Source organism: Streptomyces sp. JJ36 (genome assembly GCF_021696945.1).
GTDB lineage: Bacteria > Actinomycetota > Actinomycetes > Streptomycetales > Streptomycetaceae > Streptomyces.
In genome coordinates, this window is the sequence record NZ_JACYHE010000042.1 from 35,423 (window position 1) to 51,706 (window position 16,284).

The following is a 16,284-nucleotide window of genomic DNA, read 5'->3' on the forward strand; positions in this document are numbered from 1 at the left end:
TCAGATCCCCACGGTGAAGTCGGACGACCACACCTGCAACTCGTAAACGATCCGGTCCCAGATCCCCGTGACGAGCAGGACGCCGACGGCGACCAGCATGCCGCCGCCGATCCGCATCACCCAGGCATAGTGCCGCTTCACCCAGCCGAAGGCCCCCAGCGCGCGCCGGAAGGCGACCGCGGCGAGGACGAACGGCACGCCCAGCCCGAGGCAGTAGGCCACGGTGAGCAGGGCGCCCCGCTCCGCGCTGGCCTCGGTGAAGGCGAGCGTCTGCACCGCCGCCAGGGTGGGGCCGATGCACGGCGTCCAGCCGATGCCGAATAGCACGCCCAGCATGGGCGCGCCCGCCAGCCCGACCGCCGGTCTGCGCTGGATGCGGAACTCGCGGGAGGTGAAGCGGGGCAGCACCCCGAGGGCGCCCATGAACACCAGTCCGAGCAGGATGGTGAGCGCCCCGAGCACCTTGGAGAGGACGTCCTGATACGCCAGCAGCGTGCTGCCGAAGCCTCCGAAGAGCGCGCCGCCGGAGACGAAGACCGCGGTGAAGCCGAGTACGAAGAGCGAGGCGCCGGCGAACATCCGGCCCCGGCGGGCCTCCGCGAGATCGGTGCCGCTGACCCCGGTGACGTACGAGAGATAGCCCGGCACCAGCGGCAGCACACAGGGCGAGAAGAAGGAGACCAGACCACCGAGCACGGCGATCGGCAGGGCGAGCACCAGCGCCCCGCTGAGGACGGTGTCGTTGACCCCGGTGGCCGCCAGCACGCTCACGACCGGCTCACTTCTCCGCGATCAGCGGGTCGAGCATCGAGCGCAGTTCCTTGTCGTCGAGCTCCTTGAGCGCACGTACGGCGATCCGCCCCTCCCGGTCCAGGACCACCGTGGACGGGATGGTCTGCGGCGAGAGGGTGTTCTTGGGGAACTTCAGCAGCAGCCTGCCGTGCGGGTCGTAGAAGCTCGGGTAGTCGATGTCGTAGGTGCGCTCGAAGGCGCGGGCGTTGGCCCTGTCCAGGTCCCGGGTGTTGATGCCGACGAAGGCCACGCCCTCGTCGGCGGTCTCCTCGGCCACCTTCGCCAGGTGCGGGGCCTCCGCCCGGCAGGGCGCGCACCAGGAGCCCCAGACGTTGACCACCACGATCTTGCCGCGGTAGTCGGAGAGGGAGATCCGCTTGCCGTCCACGGTCTTGCCGGAGATGTCCGGGGCGGGCTTCCGGGCCTTCGCGGACACCGTGGTCACCTGCCCGGTGCCCTGCACGAAGCCGTTGTCCCCGGAGGACTGCACCTCCGGGCCTCCGCAGCCGGCCAGGACGAGCGCGGCGACCGCGGCGCACGCCGTGGCGGCGGACACGCGGACCGGGCGGCGGAACCGGCCGGCGGGCCGGGCGGAAGCGGCGCTCGCACCGCGCGTCGATGCTTCGCGGAAACTCATGTGAAAAGTTTCGCATGCGTGTTTTGGGGATCTTCCCGGGGGCCCCTGACACCGCAGGACCCGGCCCCACCTGCGCCGACGCGCCCCCGGAAGCATGTAAGCGCGCTCCCGGGCTCCCGGAGGGTCATCTCAGGCCCCGAAGCCCTTGGCGCCCTTCGGCCCCCTGCCGCGCCCGGCGCCCGGCAGCAGGTGCGGGGGCACCAGATCGCGCGCGGGCTCGGCGTACCCCACCGACACGATCCGGTCGCCGAGGTAGGTGAAGCTGGTCAGCGACGCCAGGCTGCACTGCCGGCTGCGCGGGTCGTGCCAGAGCCGGCGCCCCTCGACCTGGCAGCGCAGCACCCAGATGGGAAGCTGGTGGCTCACGCACACCGCCTCGTGGCCCCGGGCCGCGTCCTTGGCGGCGTCCAGCGCGCTCCGCATCCGCACCACCTGGTCGATGTACGGCTCGCCCCAGGACGGCCGGAACGGGTTCCGCAGATGCCGCCAGTTCCCCGGCCGGCGCAGCGCGCCGTCGCCCACGCCGAACGTACGGCCCTGGAAGACGTTGGCCGCCTCGATCAGCCGCTCGTCGGTCGCCACGTCCACGCCGTGCTGCTTGGCTATCGGCTGCGCCGTCTCCTGGGCGCGCTCCAGCGGGGAGGCGACGACCCGGGTGACGTCCCGGTCGGCGAGGTGGTCGGCGACCCGGTCGGCCATCCGCCGGCCGAGGTCGGAGAGGCCGTACCCGGGCAGCCGCCCGTAGAGCACGCCCTCCGGGTTCTCCACCTCGCCGTGCCGCATCACGTGCACCACGGTGACGGTCTTGGCGTCCTGGCCCGCGTACGTGCTCACGCCGCGTCCTCCTCGGTGGCCTCCGCCGCGGCGCGCGCCGCAGCCGGTAGCGCGGCGGCGATCCGCTCCACCGCCCGCTCGTCGTGCGCGGTGGAGACGAACCACGACTCGAAGGCGGACGGCGGCAGGTAGACGCCCTGGGCGAGCATGGAGTGGAAGAACGCGGTGAAGCGGAAGCCCTGCTGGGCCCGGGCGCCCGCGTAGTCGGTGACCGGTTCCTCGGTGAAGAAGACCGAGAACATGTTGCCGGCGGTCTGGAGCCGGTGTGCCACGCCCTCCTTGTCCAGGGCCTCCGTCACCAGCCCGCGCAGCCGCTCGGAGACGGCGTCCACGGTGGCGTAGGCCTCGTCGTCCAGCAGCCGGAGCTGCGCGAGGCCCGCGGCGGTGGCCACCGGGTTGCCGGAGAGGGTGCCCGCCTGGTAGACGGGGCCGGCCGGGGCCAGGTGCTCCATCACGTCCCGGCGGCCGCCGAAGGCCGCGACCGGGAAGCCGCCGCCCATCACCTTGCCGAAGGTCATCAGGTCCGGCCGCACGCCGTCCAGGCCGTACCAGCCCTGGCGGCTGACCCGGAAGCCGGTCATCACCTCGTCGGAGACGAAGAGCGCGCCGTGCTCCCGGCACAGGTCGCGCAGCCCCTCGTTGAAGCCCTCGCGCGGCGGGACGACGCCCATGTTCCCCGGGGACGCCTCGGTGATCACGCAGGCGATCTCGCCCGGGTGCGCGGCGAAGGCGGCCCGTACGGCCTCCAGGTCGTTGTAGGGCAGCACCAGGGTGTCCCCGGCCTGCGCCCCGGTGACGCCCGGGGTGTCCGGCAGGGCGAAGGTGGCCACCCCGGAGCCGGCCGCGGCCAGCAGCGCGTCGACGTGCCCGTGGTAGCAGCCGGCGAACTTCACCACCTTGGTGCGGCCGGTGAAGCCGCGGGCCAGCCGGATCGCGGACATGGTCGCCTCGGTACCGCTGGAGACCAGGCGCACCTGCTCGACCGGGGGGATCCGCGCGACGATCTCCTCGGCGAGCGCCACCTCGTCCTCGGCGGGCGTGCCGAACGAGGTGCCGCGGCTGACCGCGCCCTGTACGGCGGCCGTCACCTCGGGGTGGGCGTGGCCCAGGATCATCGGCCCCCAGGAGCAGACCAGGTCGACGTACTCCCGGCCGTCCGCGTCCATCAGGTACGGGCCCGTACCGGACACCATGAACCGGGGCGTGCCGCCCACGGCGCGGAAGGCGCGCACCGGGGAATTCACGCCCCCGGGCGTGACGGCGGCGGCGCGATCGAAGAGCGACTGCGATACTGGGGCGTCGTACGAGTAAGTCACAGCAGCCATGGTGGCAGAGCCGTCCACAGACATGCGCCTCCGGGCGTTTCGCGCACGCCTGTGCGGGGAGGTCTCTGACACGATGATCGGGTTGCGCGGCGGATGCCGCGAGTGGTCGGGTGGTGACATGCAGCGCGGTGGCGGACTGGGCGAGGGGACCGGGGACCTCGGGCCGGAGCGCGCACGGGGGCGTCACCGCCGTGAGGCGGCGAGGACTGGGAGCAGCAGGGGTGGCGGCCGAGTGGGGGTGACCTACAAGTACTTCGGTGCACCGGACGGCGCGACGGCCGCCCGGGTGCCGATCTCCATGCGCCCGGAGGAGCTCGGCGGCGACGAGCTCGGGCACGGCATGTTCACCAAGATCAAGCCCGAGACGATGGCGGCGATGGTGCTCACCGGCATCGAGGGCATACCGCTCTACCGCGTGCCCCCGCTCGAACTCGTCGTGCTCCACCCCGACTACGCCGTGGTCAAGCTGCCCATGACCGTCGTCGACCCGCTGCGCGGCGTCGGCGAGGAGTCCGTCGGCGCCGCCGCGTTCATCTGGTCCACGGTCCCGGACCGCGCGGGGCCGCAGGACGCCTTCAGCGTCTACCAGCTCCTGCACGAGTGGCAGGACTTCTCCGAACGCCTGCACATGGCCGGGCACCAGCCGTACTGCCTCGTCTGGCCCTGACGCCGCGCCGGGCCCGGCCGGGCCCGCAGACCCCGGGGCGTCACCGGGGAGCCGGGCCCCCGTCCTCCCACCGCGCACCGTCAGGTCGGCACCAGGGTGACCTCGGTGGCCTTGACGCTCGTCCACACCGGCGTGCCGTCGGCCAGGCCGAGTTCGGCCGCGGCCTGCGGGGTGATCTCCGCGATCAGCTCCGGCACCTCCGCCGAGGCGACCAGCACCCGCAGCCGGCTGCCCACCGCGGTCACCTCGCGCACCGTGCCGGGCCAGACGTTCCGCGGGCTGCCCGCCGGGCGGGACAGGTGCAGCGCCACGGACTCCGGCGGCACGGTCGCCAGCGCCGGCTCCCCCGCCGGCAGTGGGTCCGCCGCCACCAGGTGCCCGCCGCCCGGCACCCGCAGGCCCTCCGGGGTGCTGACGCCCGGCCACGCGTTGCGGCCCAGCATCCGGGCCACCCACGGGGAGCGCGGATGCCGCGCCACCTCGGCCGGCGGCGCGTCCTGTAGCGTACGGCCGCCGTCCAGCACCAGCACCCGGTCGGCCAGCGAGACGGCCTCCACCGGGTCGTGCGTCACCAGCAGGCACACGCCGCGGAAGTGCCGCAGATGGGTCCGGAGGGTGTGCCGCACCCGGGCCCGGGTGGTCTGGTCGAGAGCTGCCAGCGGCTCGTCGAGCAGCAGCAGCCGCGGCCGCGCGGCCAGGGCGCGGGCGAGCGCCACCCGGCCGGCCTGTCCGCCGGAGAGCTGCGCCGGCCGGCGGTGGGCGAGCCCGCCGACGCCGAGCCGGTCCAGCCAGAGCTGCGCCGCGCGGCGCGCCTCCGCGCGGGGCGTGCCGTGCGCCCGCAGCCCGTACGCGGTGTTGCCCAGGGCCGTGAGGTGCGGGAAGAGCGCCCCGCTCTGCGGCACCCAGGACACGCCGCGGCGGTGCGGCGGGAGCGCGGTGACGTCGGCCTCGCCGAGGTGCAGCTCCGCGTGCGCCCGCGGGGTGAGGCCGAGCAGGGCGCGCAGCAGGGTCGTCTTTCCGGCACCGTTGGGCCCGACCACGGCGACGGTGGTGCCGGGGGCGGCCTCCAGGGTCAGCCGGTCGGACCCGGTCACCTCGGCACGCAGTGCCCAGCCGGCCGCGTCGTCCTCCCCCACCGGGGTCCCGGCGGAGAGCTCCTCCGGCCCGTGGCCACCCGGGGGCGCCGGCCGGCCCGGGACAGACTCCCGGTGGGCACCGGGCCTGTCCCCGTCCGGGAGGCCGGGGGCGTCCCCCGGGCCGGGCGCCCCCGCGGGCTCCTCGGCCACGTCCGCGCCCGGGTCCGTACGGGCCGTGCGGGCCGTGCGGGCCGTGCGGTCCCCGCCGACGCTCCAGCGTCCCCGCAGCCCCACCAGCACCGCCATGGCCACCGCCAGCAGCAGCAGCGAGACCGAGGTGGCGGCCTCCGGATCCTCCTGCAACAGGAGATACACCTGGAGCGGCAGGGTCTGGGTGGCCCCCGGCAGGTTCCCGGCGAAGGTGATGGTGGCCCCGAACTCGCCGAGCGCCCGCGCCCAGGTCAACGCCGCGCCCGCGGCCAGCCCCGGGGCGACCAGGGGCAGCGTGACCGTGGTGAACACCCGCAGCGGCGAGGCCCCCAGCGAGGCCGCGGTCTCCTCGTAGCCGGGCCGCAGCGCCGCCAGGCTGCCCTCCAGGCTGATCACCAGGAAGGGCATCGACACGAAGGTCGCGGCGACCACCGCACCGGCGGAGTGGAACGGCAGCGTCACCCCGAAGACGTCCTCCAGCCAGGGGCCGAGCAGGCCGCGCCGCCCGAAGCCGAGCAGCAGCGCGAGACCCCCCACCGTCGGCGGCAGCACCATGGGCAGCAGCACCAGCGACCGTACGACCGCCTTGCCGCGAAACGGCACCCGGGCGAGCACCCAGGCCAGCGGCACGCCCAGCAGCAGGGAGAGCCCGAGGGACCAGAAGGAGACCACCAGGGACAGCCGGAGCGCCGTCAGCACGGCGTCACCGGTCAGATGGGTGCCCAGGTCGCCCCAGGGCGTACGGGCCAGGACGCCGGCCAGCGGCAGCAGCAGGAAGGCCACCGCCACCAGCGCGGGCACCGCCAGCGCCACCGGCACCCCGCGGCGGGCCGCGACCCCGGGCCGGGACGCCGGGCCGGGACGGGGCGCCGTGGCGGGGCGAAAAGGGCGCGCGAGGTTCCGCTGCATCGTGCCGCCCGTCCTCAGGGAGCCTCGAAGCCCGCGTCCCGCAGGATGCGCTGCGCCGCGGAGCCGTTCAGCCACCGTACGAACGCGGCGGCGGCCTCCGGGTGGGCGGAGGCGTCCAGGGTGGCGGCCGGGTACGCGGCGAGGGCGTTCTGCCGGTCCGGGATGCGCACGGTGTCGGTGGTGTCCTCGGCGGTGGCCGCGTCGGTGCGGTAGACGATCCCGGCGTCGGCCTCGCCCAGCTCGACCTTGCTGAGCACCGCGCGGACGTTCGGCTCCCGGGAGACCGGGTCGACGGCGATCCCCTGCCGTTCCAGCACCCGGCGGCTGTAGCGGCCCACGGGCACCTCGGGGGCGGCGAGCACCACCGTCAGCCCGTTCCGCTCCAGGTCACGCAGACCGCGGACCTTCTGCGGGTTGCCGTCGGCGACCGCGACGACCAGCCGGTTCCGGGCGAAGAGCGCCGGGTCGCCGGTCTCCCCCCGCAGCCCGTCCATGGTCCGGGTGTCCGCGGTGGCCACCACGTCGGCCGGTGCGCCCTGCCGGACCTGCGCGGCCACCTCCTGGGAGCCGGCGAAGGAGAAGCGCACGGAGGTGCCCGGGTGCGCCTCCTGGTAGGCGTCGCCCGCCGTGCGGAAGACGTCGGTGAGCGAGGCAGCCGCCAGCACCGTCAGCTCGGTGCGCTCGCCCGCTCCGTCGTCGCCGCCTCCTCCGCAGCCGGCAAGGGCGAGGGCGAGGGTCACGCCGAGCGCGGCGGCGCGGCGGGGCCGGGCGGTCTGCCGGGCACGGCGGGCGGCGGCGGGCGGCGGGGCCATGCGGAGCTCCTCGGCCGTTCAGGACCGGTCGATGTGGACGTTGGTGGACTTCACCCGGGCGGTGGCGCGCATCCCGACCTCCAGGCCCAGTTCCTCGACGGCCTCCCGGGTGAGCAGGGAGACCAGCCGGTGCGGACCCGCCTGGATCTCCACCTGGGCCGCGACGTCGCCGAGGGTGATCGCGGTGACGATGCCCGGGAAGGCGTTGCGGACCGAGGTCTGCGGGGCCTCGTCCTCCTCCTGCGGCGGCCGGGCCGCCAGCTCCACGGAGAAGGCGGCCAGGTCGCGGCCGTCGACGAGCCGGCGGCCGGCGGAGTCGCGGTGGGTGGCGATCCTCCCGGCGTCCGCCCAGCGGCGTGCGGTGTCGGGGCTGACGCCCAGCAGCCGCGCGGCCTGACCGATGGTGTACTGCTGCATGTGCGGCACTCTAACCACGCCAGGCCCGCATGTACACGGACTTCGGAGCATCACACGTCGCAGATGCCAGGTCACGGGAGCAGTCTCGTCGGATCCACCGGGACCCGGCGTTCCGCGCGCCGTCACGGACCACCGGGCACGAGGCCCCGGACACGACGGAGCCCCGCCACCGGTCATCGTCCGGGACCGGGGGCGGGGCTCCGCGCGGGGCGGGACCGGGGCTATCGCTTGGCGCCTCCGGCCTTGTCCTTCGTCCCGCCGTTGTCGCTGAGGGAGCCGTTCTCCAGCCCCTCCTCGATCGCCGCGACGGTCTTGTCGATCAGCCGCTCCTGCTGGGCCCTCCGCTTGGCCTCCAGGTACGCCTGGCGTTCCTGGCGGAAGGACTTCAGCGTGGCGACGCACATGCCGATCATCACGAAGCTGAACGGCAGCGCGATGATGATCGCCACCGTCTTCAGCGTGTCCAGGGAGGCCGTGCCCGAACCGGACGCCAGCAGCAGCGCGGCCGCGACCGCACCCTCGGCGACGGCCCAGAAGACCCGGCTCCACACCGGCGGGTTCGGGTCGCCGCCGGAGGCCAGCATGTCCACCACGTACGAACCGGAGTCCGAGGAGGTGACGAAGAAGAGCACGATCAGCAGGATCGCCACACCGGCGACGAAGGTGCCGCCCGGCAGCGTGTCCAGCAGGTCGAACAGGGCGTTGTTGGTACTCACGCCCTCCTCGCCGATGTAGTCGTGCTCGCCGTTCATCTGCTGGTGCAGGGCGCTGCCGCCGAAGACGGCGAACCACACGAAGGTGAGCAGGGTCGGGACCAGCAGCACACCGCAGACGAACTCACGGACCGTGCGGCCGCGGGAGATGCGGGCGATGAAGATGCCGACGAACGGCGCCCAGGAGATCCACCAGCCCCAGTAGAAGACGGTCCAGCCGCTGACCCAGCTGGTGCCGTCGTCGCCCTGGGAGGCGCCGGTGTCGAAGCTCAGCCGCAGGATGCTCTGCAGGTAGTTGCCGACGTCCTGGACCAGGCCGTTGAAGATGAACAGCGTCGGGCCCAGGAGCATCACGAAGAGCATGATCGCCGCGGCCAGGCCCATGTTGATGTTGGACAGCCACTTGATGCCCTTGCCGATGCCGCTGACGACGGAGAGCGTGGCGATGGCGGTGATGCAGGCGATCAGCACCACCATCAGGCCCTTGCTCCCCGGATCGTCCACCCAGCCGAGGAAGTTCATGCCGCTGGCGATCTGCATCACGCCGAGACCCAGCGAGGTCGCCACGCCGAAGAGCGTGCCGATCACCGCGACCGTGTCGATGATGTCACCGAAGGCACCCTTGACCTTGTCACCGAAGATCGGCTCCAGAGCCCAGCGGATGGAGACCGGGCGCCCCTTGCGGTGCACCGCGTAGGCGACGGCCAGGCCGACCACGACGTAGATGGCCCACGGGTGGATGCCCCAGTGCAGGAACGTCTGCACCATGGCGAACTCGGAGCGGGCGGCCTCGCCCTCCCCGACGCCCGGCCGTGGCGCGTCGTAGAAGTTCAGCGGCTCGGCCACCCCCCAGAAGACCAGGCCGATGCCCATGCCGGCGGCGAACAGCATCGCCAGCCAGGAACCCGTGCTGAACTCGGGTTTCTCCCCGTCCTTGCCCAGCTTGATGTCTCCGTAGCGGCCGATGCCGACCCAGAGGACGAAGATCACGAAGAGCGAGACCAGAGCCATGTAGAACCAGCTCAGGTTGCCCACGATCTTCTCGTGCACATCCTGCACCGCCTCGGCCGCATCCTCCTGGCCGATCGCGGCGAACAGCACGAAGCCCAGGATGACCAAAGCCGCCGGGTAGAAGACCCGCGGCGCGATGGACCCGGAACGTGTGGTTCCCTCCGGCCCTGAGGGGGCCGGATTATCCTTCGGCGGTTTCGCCGTCGATTGCGCAGCCACGCACTCTTTCCTTCGCGATAGGGGACGTTTGGCCGGCGGGCCGGGACGACATCGGCCCGAGGCAAGCGCCTCCCCCCGATGGCCGGAATCATTCATCACAAAACCATCTCGGCACTCCGTGTCAGCGCCCGGATGCACCGTCAACGGGCTGCCCCCCGGCCGGAGTCAGCCGTTCCCGCGGTCCTCCCCCGGCTCCTCCATGGAACCGGACGACTCCGTTCCGAAGCCGGTGGTCCCCGGCTCCGTGCCGGCCACATGCGCCCCGTGCGCGGCCTCGTCCTCCGCCAGTGCCTGCTCGTCCGCCCGGCGCCGCAGCTCGTCGAGGTCCACGTCGGACGCCGGGCCCACCCGCAGCGCGAAGTCGCCCGCGTACCGCTCGTGACCGGTGAGCACGGCGCGCTCGATGGCTTCCGCGCCCCGCTCACCGCGCTGGATCAGCGCGTCCCGGCGCAGGTCCCGCAGCAGCGCGAAACACAGCGCCACCATCACCAGGGTGAAGGGCACCGCAGCCAGGATGGTGAGGTTCTGCAACCCGTCCAGGGCGGACGCACCACCGTGGCCGATCAGCAGCATGATCGCCGCGACCGCGCCGGTGACCGCGCCCCAGAAGATGACCACCGGACGGATCGGCTCCAGCGTGCCGCGCTGCGAGAGGGTGCCCATCACGATCGAGGCCGCGTCCGCGCCGGAGACGAAGAAGATCCCGACCAGGATCATCACCACCAGGCTGGTGAGCGTCGCCGCCGGGTACTCCCGCAGCACCGCGAAGAGCTGCCCCTCGGCCGTCGCCTCCCGGGTGAGCGGGACCCCCCGCTCCTCCAGCCGCATGGCGGTGCCGCCGAAGACCGCGAACCAGACCAGGCTGACCACGCTCGGCACCAGGATCACCCCGCCGATGAACTGCCGGATCGTCCGCCCGCGGGAGATCCGCGCGATGAACATGCCCACGAACGGCGTCCAGGAGATCCACCACGCCCAGTAGAAGACCGTCCAGCTCGACAGCCACTCCGCGACGTTCTCCCCCGTGCTGGCCTCGGTACGCGCCGCCATCTCCGGCAGGTCGCCGACGTACGAGCCCAGCGAGGTGGGCAGCAGGTCGAGCTGGAGCACGGTCGGGCCGACCACGAAGAGGAAGACCACCAGCAGCGCGGCCAGCACCATGTTGATGTTGGAGAGCCACTGGATGCCCCGCTCCACGCCCGACACGGCGGAGAGCACGAAGAAGACGGTGAGGACCGCGATGACCGTCACCAGCAGACCGCTGCCGGGGTCGGTCAGCCAGCCGACCTCCTCCATGCCGCTGCCGATCTGCAACGCACCCAGGCCCAGCGAGGCCGCCGACCCGAAGAGCGTGGCGATGATCGCGAGGATGTCGATGACCCGGCCGGGCGCTCCGTTGGCGCGCCGCTCCCCGATGAGCGAGGTGAAGGTGGCGCTGATGGTCTGCCGGCGGCCGCGCCGGAAGGCGCTGTAGGCGATGGCGAGCCCGACGACGGCGTAGATGGCCCACGGGTGCAGCGTCCAGTGGAAGAGCGTCGTGGCCATGGCGTTGGCCATGGCCGCGCCCGCGTCCCGGGGGTCGGTGCCCGGCGGCGGTTCGGCGAAGTGCGTCAGCGGCTCGTTGACGCCGTAGAACATCAGTCCGATGCCCATCCCGGCGCTGAACATCATGGCGATCCAGGAGACCGTGCGGAACTCCGGCGGCTCGCCCTCCGCCCCCAGGGTGATCCGCCCGTAGCGGCTGAAGGCCAGCCAGAGCGAGAAGAGCACGAACCCGGAGGCGGCGAGCACGAAGGCCCAGCCGGCGTTGTGGATGACCTTCTCCAGGAGCGTCGCCGACACGTCGGCGAGGGAGTCCGTCGAGATCCCGCCCCAGGCGACGAAGGCGCAGGTGAGGACCGCGGCGACGCCGAAGACGACCCGGTCCGTCCGCGGTCTGCGGGCGGGCGCGGCGGTGGCGGGCGTGGTGCCCATCACCTCGTCGTCGTCGGGTGAGCCCTTGCCCTCCTGGCGGTTCAGCACCTGGTGACCTCTCCCTCACTCCGTACGAAGACGGTTCCTCGGAGCCGTCCTCCGAGTCGCTGCGCACCGGAGAGCCCCGAGTATTCCTGTTCAGCCCCTTCGGGGCGCCCGCGGCACACGCGGAGGGGCGGGGCGCGACCGTCCGGCCGCTCCCCGCCCCTCCGGTTTGCCTGCTTCTCAGCCCTTCACACAGACGACCTGCTTGAGTTCGGCCACGACCTCGACGCTCCGAACTTCGTTGCGGAGCGCTCCGCTTCCTCCGTGCGCTCACCAGTTCGAGTGATCGAAGGCTGATTCCCTTCCTTGCAGTACAGCCTCGCCCGAATATCAGATCATGACCTTCATGAAGCTGGAAGTACCTGAATACGCCTACATGTTCGCCTTTCTCCAGATGGACGGCCATCTGGAGAAAGGCCGGGGCAAGAAGGGACGGCTTTCGGTGGAAATCGGCTATCAGGACGTCGAGATCCTGCACCGGTTTCGGGAGCTGACCCCCTACCCGAGCACAGTCGGGGAGCGCACACGGGCCACCAACTTCGCCGAGGAGCACCGCTCGGCGATCTGGACACTGTGTTCTCTGGAGGCCAGGACCCTCTTGCACGACCTGGGCTTACCCCATGGCCGCAAGTCTTCGCTGGTCACCCCACCGCGCAACCCGTTCGCCGAGGCCGACTACGTGCGAGGGCTGGTGGACGCGGACGGATCCGTCGGTCGCACGTCCCAGGGTTTGCCGTTCGTCGCCCTCACCACCGCGAGCACGGCACTCGCACGCTATTTCTGTTCCTACGGGGCACTTGTCACGGGCGCCCATCGCACTGTGCGACGGAACTCCAGAGACCGGGTCTACAACGTTCTGTACACCAAGGAGGCAGCGCTCGCGCTGATCCGCCACCTCTACTATCCGGATTGCCTGGCCCTGGAGCGCAAGCAGAAGGCGGCACGCGAAGCGCTCGGCTGGACTCGTCCGGCAGGTATGAAGAAGCGCACGCCAGGACGCCGATGGCACCCCTGGGAAGACGAAGTGCTTCTGCGCTGTGAAGGCCCGGCGGAGGCTGCTGCCCTCCTCGGTCGCTCGGAAAGCAGTTGTTACATGCGGCTGTGGCGCTTCCGCCGAGGAGATCTCAGCCTGGCTGCGCCCGGGCGTGGCGCGCAGGAGGTCAGGCGCGAAGGTCCGTGACTACACATGTGTCGTGACGTTCCGGAGCTGGCGCATCGCGCCCGGCTCGACGCCGGCCGGGTCCGCCCACATCCGGATCGGCACCCGCGCACCGGGCACCTCGGTGTACGCCATCTCACTCAACTCCCCCGGAGAAATACCGTCATCAGCGCACCACCGGCCAACCACGACAAAGAGCAAAAGCCGGACTTCGCGCAACATAGCCATCGGAGGACCGGACGGCCGCGCGGCGCGTGCGGTAGACATTGTGGTCCGTCGTCCCCTCGGGGCGGCAACACGTTTTCGACCCGCAGTCCGACCGCAGGAGGCCCCGGTGCAGCGGAGGGCAAGGACGTTCGCCACGAGCGCCGCACTGGCCGTCGCGCTGGCCGGCGGCCTGACCGCCTGCTCCTCCGGCGGCGACGGGGACGGCGGCGGCACGGACGCCGAGCCAGGCGGCAGCACCGCCACCGCGGCCCAGGCGCCCCCCGGCCGCTACCAGACGCTGCCCGAGCCCTGCGGCACGCTGGAGACCGACCAGCTCGAGAAGCTGCTTCCCGGCGCCGGCACCGCGACCGGCACGGGCAACGGCACGGAGGAGTCGCCGTACGAGGGCGAGCCGACCGTGACCTACGACACGGACCGCCGTGTCGGATGCAGTTGGCAGAGCGCCACCAGCCTCGGCAGCCGCAGCCTCACCCTCGACTTCGAACGCGTCGTCTCCTACGACGCCGAGGTCAGCGACGACGAGGAGGCGGAACGGCTCTTCGCCGAGCGGGCCCGGGAGGCCGGTGTCGACGCCGCCGCGGAATCGCCGGACCCGGAGAGCGCGGGCCCACCCGGGGAGGCCCCCACCGCGGAGGGGGGCGAGGACGGCGACGGAACGCGGCGCCCCGGTGACGGCCCGGGGAACGGGGCCGGCGACGGCTCCGGTGGAAGCCGTGAGGCGGCGGAGGACGGCGCGAGCGCGGCGGAGGGCCCGGGCGAGACCACCCTCCCCGAGGCCCCCTCGGACGAGCCCTCGCTGCCCCCGCGTACCCTCGACGGCATCGGCGACGCCGCCTTCCTCGACGACACCCTCGTCACCGGCGACAACGGCGGCCGCGCCACCCAGCGGGACGTCACGCTCGTCTTCCGTACGTCGAACGTGCTGGTCACCGTGGAGTACAGCCAGTCGGTCGCCGACGAGTACCGCACCCCGGACAGTGCCGAGCTCCAGGAGAAGGCGCAGCAGGTCGCCGGTCAGCTCGCCGGACAGTTCGACGACTGAGCGCGGATCCCGAACCCCCGGAAGCGAAGCGAAGGAACCATGCACCGACTCATCCCGCGCCCGGCCGCCCGCCGGGCCGCCTGCGCAGCCGCCGTCATACCCGTGCTCCTGGTGGCGGCCGGCTGCACCTCCGACTCCGGCGCCGACGACAAGCCGGCGAACAGCCCCTCCCCGTCCTCCTCGGCACCGCCGGCGCCCGTGAAGTACAAGGAACTTCCGGAGCCCTGCAAGACCCTGGACAAGGGCACCATCGAGGACCTCGTGCCGGGCGCCGACGACAAGACCGGCAAGGACCTCGCCTCCAGCGACACCGAGCGCTACGGCTCCTGCCTCTGGAGCGGCGGCAGCGGGAAGAACGACGCCGAGTACCGCGCCCTGACCGTCTCCCTCAAGCGCTACGACTCGGACGCCGCGCTCGGCTCCGGCGACAAGCAGGCCGGGCGCTTCTACGACCAGGAGAAGAAGGCCGTCGCCTCGGACGAGGCCAACAAGAAGGTCGAGCAGTCCGCGCTCGACGGCGACTGGGAGCAGGCCGTGGTGCTCTCCTACGAGACCGAGAAGAAGAAGCACGACTACCGGATCTCCCGGGCCGTCGTCCGGGACGGGAACGTCGTCGTCACCGTGGACTACGAGGGCACCGGCTTCGAGGGGGCGGACCCGCCCAGCGCGAAGGAGGTGCGGAAGAACGCGGAACGGGCCGCGAAGGAGGCCGCGAAGGCGCTCGGTTGAGGTGCCCTGGGGCGCGTAGGGTCCCCGTCACGCCCCCACCGTGCTTCAAGCGCCGGCTTGACGGGTGTGCCACTCTGGTCGCCGCCAGTTTCCGAGGGTGGGGACCAGACCAGTGCAGGCCGTAACTCTGACCCGTACGCACCGCATACTGATCGGCGTCGTGGTGACCGGCGCGGTCGTCATCGCCGCGATCGGCTTCGCCGGTTCGTACGCCGCCGTGCGCGACCTGGCGGAGCGAAAGGGGTTCGGGGAGTTCGCCCCCTTCTTCCCGATCGGCATCGACGCGGGCATCGTGGTGCTGCTCGCCCTGGACCTGCTGCTCACCTGGATCCGCATCCCCTTCCCGCTGCTGCGCCAGACCGCCTGGCTGCTCACGGCCGCCACCATCGCCTTCAACGGCGCCGCCGCCTGGCCGGACCCGCTCGGCGTGGGCATGCACGCGGTGATCCCGGTGCTCTTCGTCGTCGCGGTGGAGGCCGCCCGGCACGCCATCGGGCGCATCGCGGACATCACCGCCGACAAGCACATGGAGGGCGTGCGGGTCTCCCGCTGGCTGCTCGCCTTCCCCTCCACCTTCCGGCTGTGGCGCCGGATGAAGCTGTGGGAACTCCGCTCCTACGAGCAGGTCATCGCCATGGAGCAGGACCGGCTGGTGTACGAGGCCCGGCTGCGCGCCCGCTACGGGCGCTCCTGGAAGCGCAAGGCCCCCGTGGAGGCGCTGATGCCGCTGCGGCTCGCCCGCTACGGCGTGCCGCTGGCCGAGACCGGCCCCGCCGGGCTCGCCGCCGCGGGGATCGAGGCGCCGGCGCTGCGCTCCCTGACGCCGCACGCCGGCGGCTCCGAGGGCGGGGCCCCCGGCGGGCCGCGCCCCGGTCCCGACCGGGCGGAGGTACGGGCGGCGGGGCGGCCGGCGCTGGAACGGGCGGGAGGTGCCGGCGGGTCGGCGGAGCCCGGGGCCGCCCAGGCGGCCGGGACGGCCGACGCCGCCCGGGCGGGCGGCACAGGATCGCCTGTCTCGGCGGCCGGTGCCCGCAGCGGCCCTGACGCGTCGCCGGAGGCGGCCGTCGCGACGGCCGCGGGGCAGACGTCCGGGACCGGAGGCGCCCCGGGGGCCTCCGAAGACGCCGGGACCGGGCGGACCGCCGGCGCCGCAGGGGCGGCCGGAGCGGGTGCGGACGGCACCCGGGGTGCCCCGCAGAGCCCCGGATGGCACACCCCGGCCGGCACCGGCAGGGGCGCCCCGGGAGCGGCCGCGGACACGGCCGCAGCGGCAGGAGACCGGGAGCCGGCCGCCACGGCCGATGCGGCGACGGCTCCCCCCGGAGCCCGGGCCGCGGCCGCCGCGCCGGGGCAGCCCGCCGGGAACGGGAGCGAGGCACCGTCCTGGGACCCCGCGGCAGCGTATCCGGCGGGCACGGCCGACCCGGCGGGCCCGGCTGCCGCCGTGCCCGGCCGCCCGGAGGTCGCGGCAGCCGCCGGGCCGGG

The 16,284-nt window shown here is 73.1% G+C and carries 14 protein-coding genes; 5 read left to right on the forward strand and 9 right to left on the reverse strand.

Features of this window, described 5'->3' with window-relative positions:
* From HOY81_RS16850 to hemL, 4 genes are all read right to left on the reverse strand, one after another.
* Positions 1-771: a cytochrome c biogenesis CcdA family protein gene (locus tag HOY81_RS16850; RefSeq protein ID WP_237321245.1), complete on the reverse strand. Its 771-nt coding sequence runs from the start codon at positions 769-771 to the stop codon at positions 1-3.
* A gap of 7 nt (positions 772-778) precedes the next feature.
* A complete protein-coding gene (locus tag HOY81_RS16855) occupies positions 779-1,429 on the reverse strand; it encodes a TlpA disulfide reductase family protein (RefSeq protein WP_237321246.1) in 651 nt (216 codons plus the stop codon).
* A 129-nt stretch (positions 1,430-1,558) separates the two neighbouring features.
* Positions 1,559-2,212 (reverse strand): histidine phosphatase family protein, encoded by a 654-nt coding sequence (locus tag HOY81_RS16860; protein WP_237321261.1) that lies wholly within the window; start codon positions 2,210-2,212, stop codon positions 1,559-1,561.
* A 47-nt stretch (positions 2,213-2,259) separates the two neighbouring features.
* Entirely contained in the window at positions 2,260-3,588 is a 1,329-nt protein-coding gene (gene hemL, locus HOY81_RS16865) for a glutamate-1-semialdehyde 2,1-aminomutase (protein ID WP_237321247.1), read from the reverse strand.
* 118 nt (positions 3,589-3,706) lie between these two features.
* Here hemL and HOY81_RS16870 point away from each other — a divergent pair, with 118 nt between their 5' ends.
* Positions 3,707-4,255 carry a hypothetical protein gene (locus HOY81_RS16870; protein ID WP_237321248.1) on the forward strand — a complete coding sequence of 183 codons (549 nt, stop codon included), beginning with the start codon at positions 3,707-3,709 and terminating at the stop codon, positions 4,253-4,255.
* Positions 4,256-4,335: 80 nt separating this feature from the next.
* On the opposite strand, the gene HOY81_RS16875 is transcribed toward HOY81_RS16870, so the two are convergent.
* The 5 genes from HOY81_RS16875 to HOY81_RS16895 form a co-directional block, all read right to left on the reverse strand.
* Positions 4,336-6,450: an ABC transporter permease gene (locus HOY81_RS16875; RefSeq protein WP_237321249.1), complete on the reverse strand. Its 2,115-nt coding sequence runs from the start codon at positions 6,448-6,450 to the stop codon at positions 4,336-4,338.
* Positions 6,451-6,464: 14 nt separating this feature from the next.
* On the reverse strand, positions 6,465-7,262 hold the full coding sequence (gene modA / locus HOY81_RS16880; protein WP_237321250.1) for a molybdate ABC transporter substrate-binding protein: 798 nt from the start codon (positions 7,260-7,262) through the stop codon (positions 6,465-6,467).
* A gap of 18 nt (positions 7,263-7,280) precedes the next feature.
* Complete coding sequence (locus tag HOY81_RS16885) at positions 7,281-7,679, reverse strand: molybdopterin-binding protein (RefSeq protein ID WP_237321251.1); 399 nt, start codon at positions 7,677-7,679, stop codon at positions 7,281-7,283.
* A gap of 221 nt (positions 7,680-7,900) precedes the next feature.
* Positions 7,901-9,622, reverse strand: a complete 1,722-nt coding sequence (locus tag HOY81_RS16890) for a BCCT family transporter (protein WP_308341086.1) — start codon at positions 9,620-9,622, stop codon at positions 7,901-7,903.
* 165 nt (positions 9,623-9,787) lie between these two features.
* Positions 9,788-11,596 (reverse strand): BCCT family transporter, encoded by a 1,809-nt coding sequence (locus tag HOY81_RS16895; protein ID WP_237321262.1) that lies wholly within the window; start codon positions 11,594-11,596, stop codon positions 9,788-9,790.
* 382 nt (positions 11,597-11,978) lie between these two features.
* Between HOY81_RS16895 and HOY81_RS16900 the strand changes: the two genes are divergently transcribed.
* The 4 genes from HOY81_RS16900 to HOY81_RS16915 all read left to right on the forward strand — a co-directional run.
* Positions 11,979-12,821, forward strand: coding sequence for an LAGLIDADG family homing endonuclease (locus tag HOY81_RS16900; RefSeq protein ID WP_237321253.1), 843 nt, complete (start codon positions 11,979-11,981; stop codon positions 12,819-12,821).
* A gap of 313 nt (positions 12,822-13,134) precedes the next feature.
* Positions 13,135-14,070 carry a hypothetical protein gene (locus HOY81_RS16905; RefSeq protein ID WP_237321254.1) on the forward strand — a complete coding sequence of 312 codons (936 nt, stop codon included), beginning with the start codon at positions 13,135-13,137 and terminating at the stop codon, positions 14,068-14,070.
* Between the two features lie 39 nt (positions 14,071-14,109).
* Positions 14,110-14,799: a DUF3558 domain-containing protein gene (locus HOY81_RS16910; RefSeq protein ID WP_237321255.1), complete on the forward strand. Its 690-nt coding sequence runs from the start codon at positions 14,110-14,112 to the stop codon at positions 14,797-14,799.
* A gap of 127 nt (positions 14,800-14,926) precedes the next feature.
* Positions 14,927-16,284: DUF2637 domain-containing protein (locus HOY81_RS16915; RefSeq protein WP_237321263.1), on the forward strand; the 1,358-nt coding region annotated here is incomplete at its 3' end.

Coding starts and splice junctions, on each gene's coding strand:
- HOY81_RS16885 (WP_237321251.1), bottom strand. CDS start 7,679: ATGCAGCAGTACACCATCGGTCAGGCCGCGCGGCTGCTGGGCGTCAGC.
- HOY81_RS16855 (WP_237321246.1), bottom strand. CDS start 1,429: ATGAGTTTCCGCGAAGCATCGACGCGCGGTGCGAGCGCCGCTTCCGCC.
- modA (WP_237321250.1), bottom strand. CDS start 7,262: ATGGCCCCGCCGCCCGCCGCCGCCCGCCGTGCCCGGCAGACCGCCCGG.
- HOY81_RS16900 (WP_237321253.1), top strand. CDS start 11,979: ATGACCTTCATGAAGCTGGAAGTACCTGAATACGCCTACATGTTCGCC.
- HOY81_RS16860 (WP_237321261.1), bottom strand. CDS start 2,212: ATGCGGCACGGCGAGGTGGAGAACCCGGAGGGCGTGCTCTACGGGCGG.
- HOY81_RS16870 (WP_237321248.1), top strand. CDS start 3,707: ATGCAGCGCGGTGGCGGACTGGGCGAGGGGACCGGGGACCTCGGGCCG.
- HOY81_RS16875 (WP_237321249.1), bottom strand. CDS start 6,450: ATGCAGCGGAACCTCGCGCGCCCTTTTCGCCCCGCCACGGCGCCCCGT.
- hemL (WP_237321247.1), bottom strand. CDS start 3,588: ATGGCTGCTGTGACTTACTCGTACGACGCCCCAGTATCGCAGTCGCTC.
- HOY81_RS16895 (WP_237321262.1), bottom strand. CDS start 11,596: ATGGGCACCACGCCCGCCACCGCCGCGCCCGCCCGCAGACCGCGGACG.
- HOY81_RS16910 (WP_237321255.1), top strand. CDS start 14,110: ATGCACCGACTCATCCCGCGCCCGGCCGCCCGCCGGGCCGCCTGCGCA.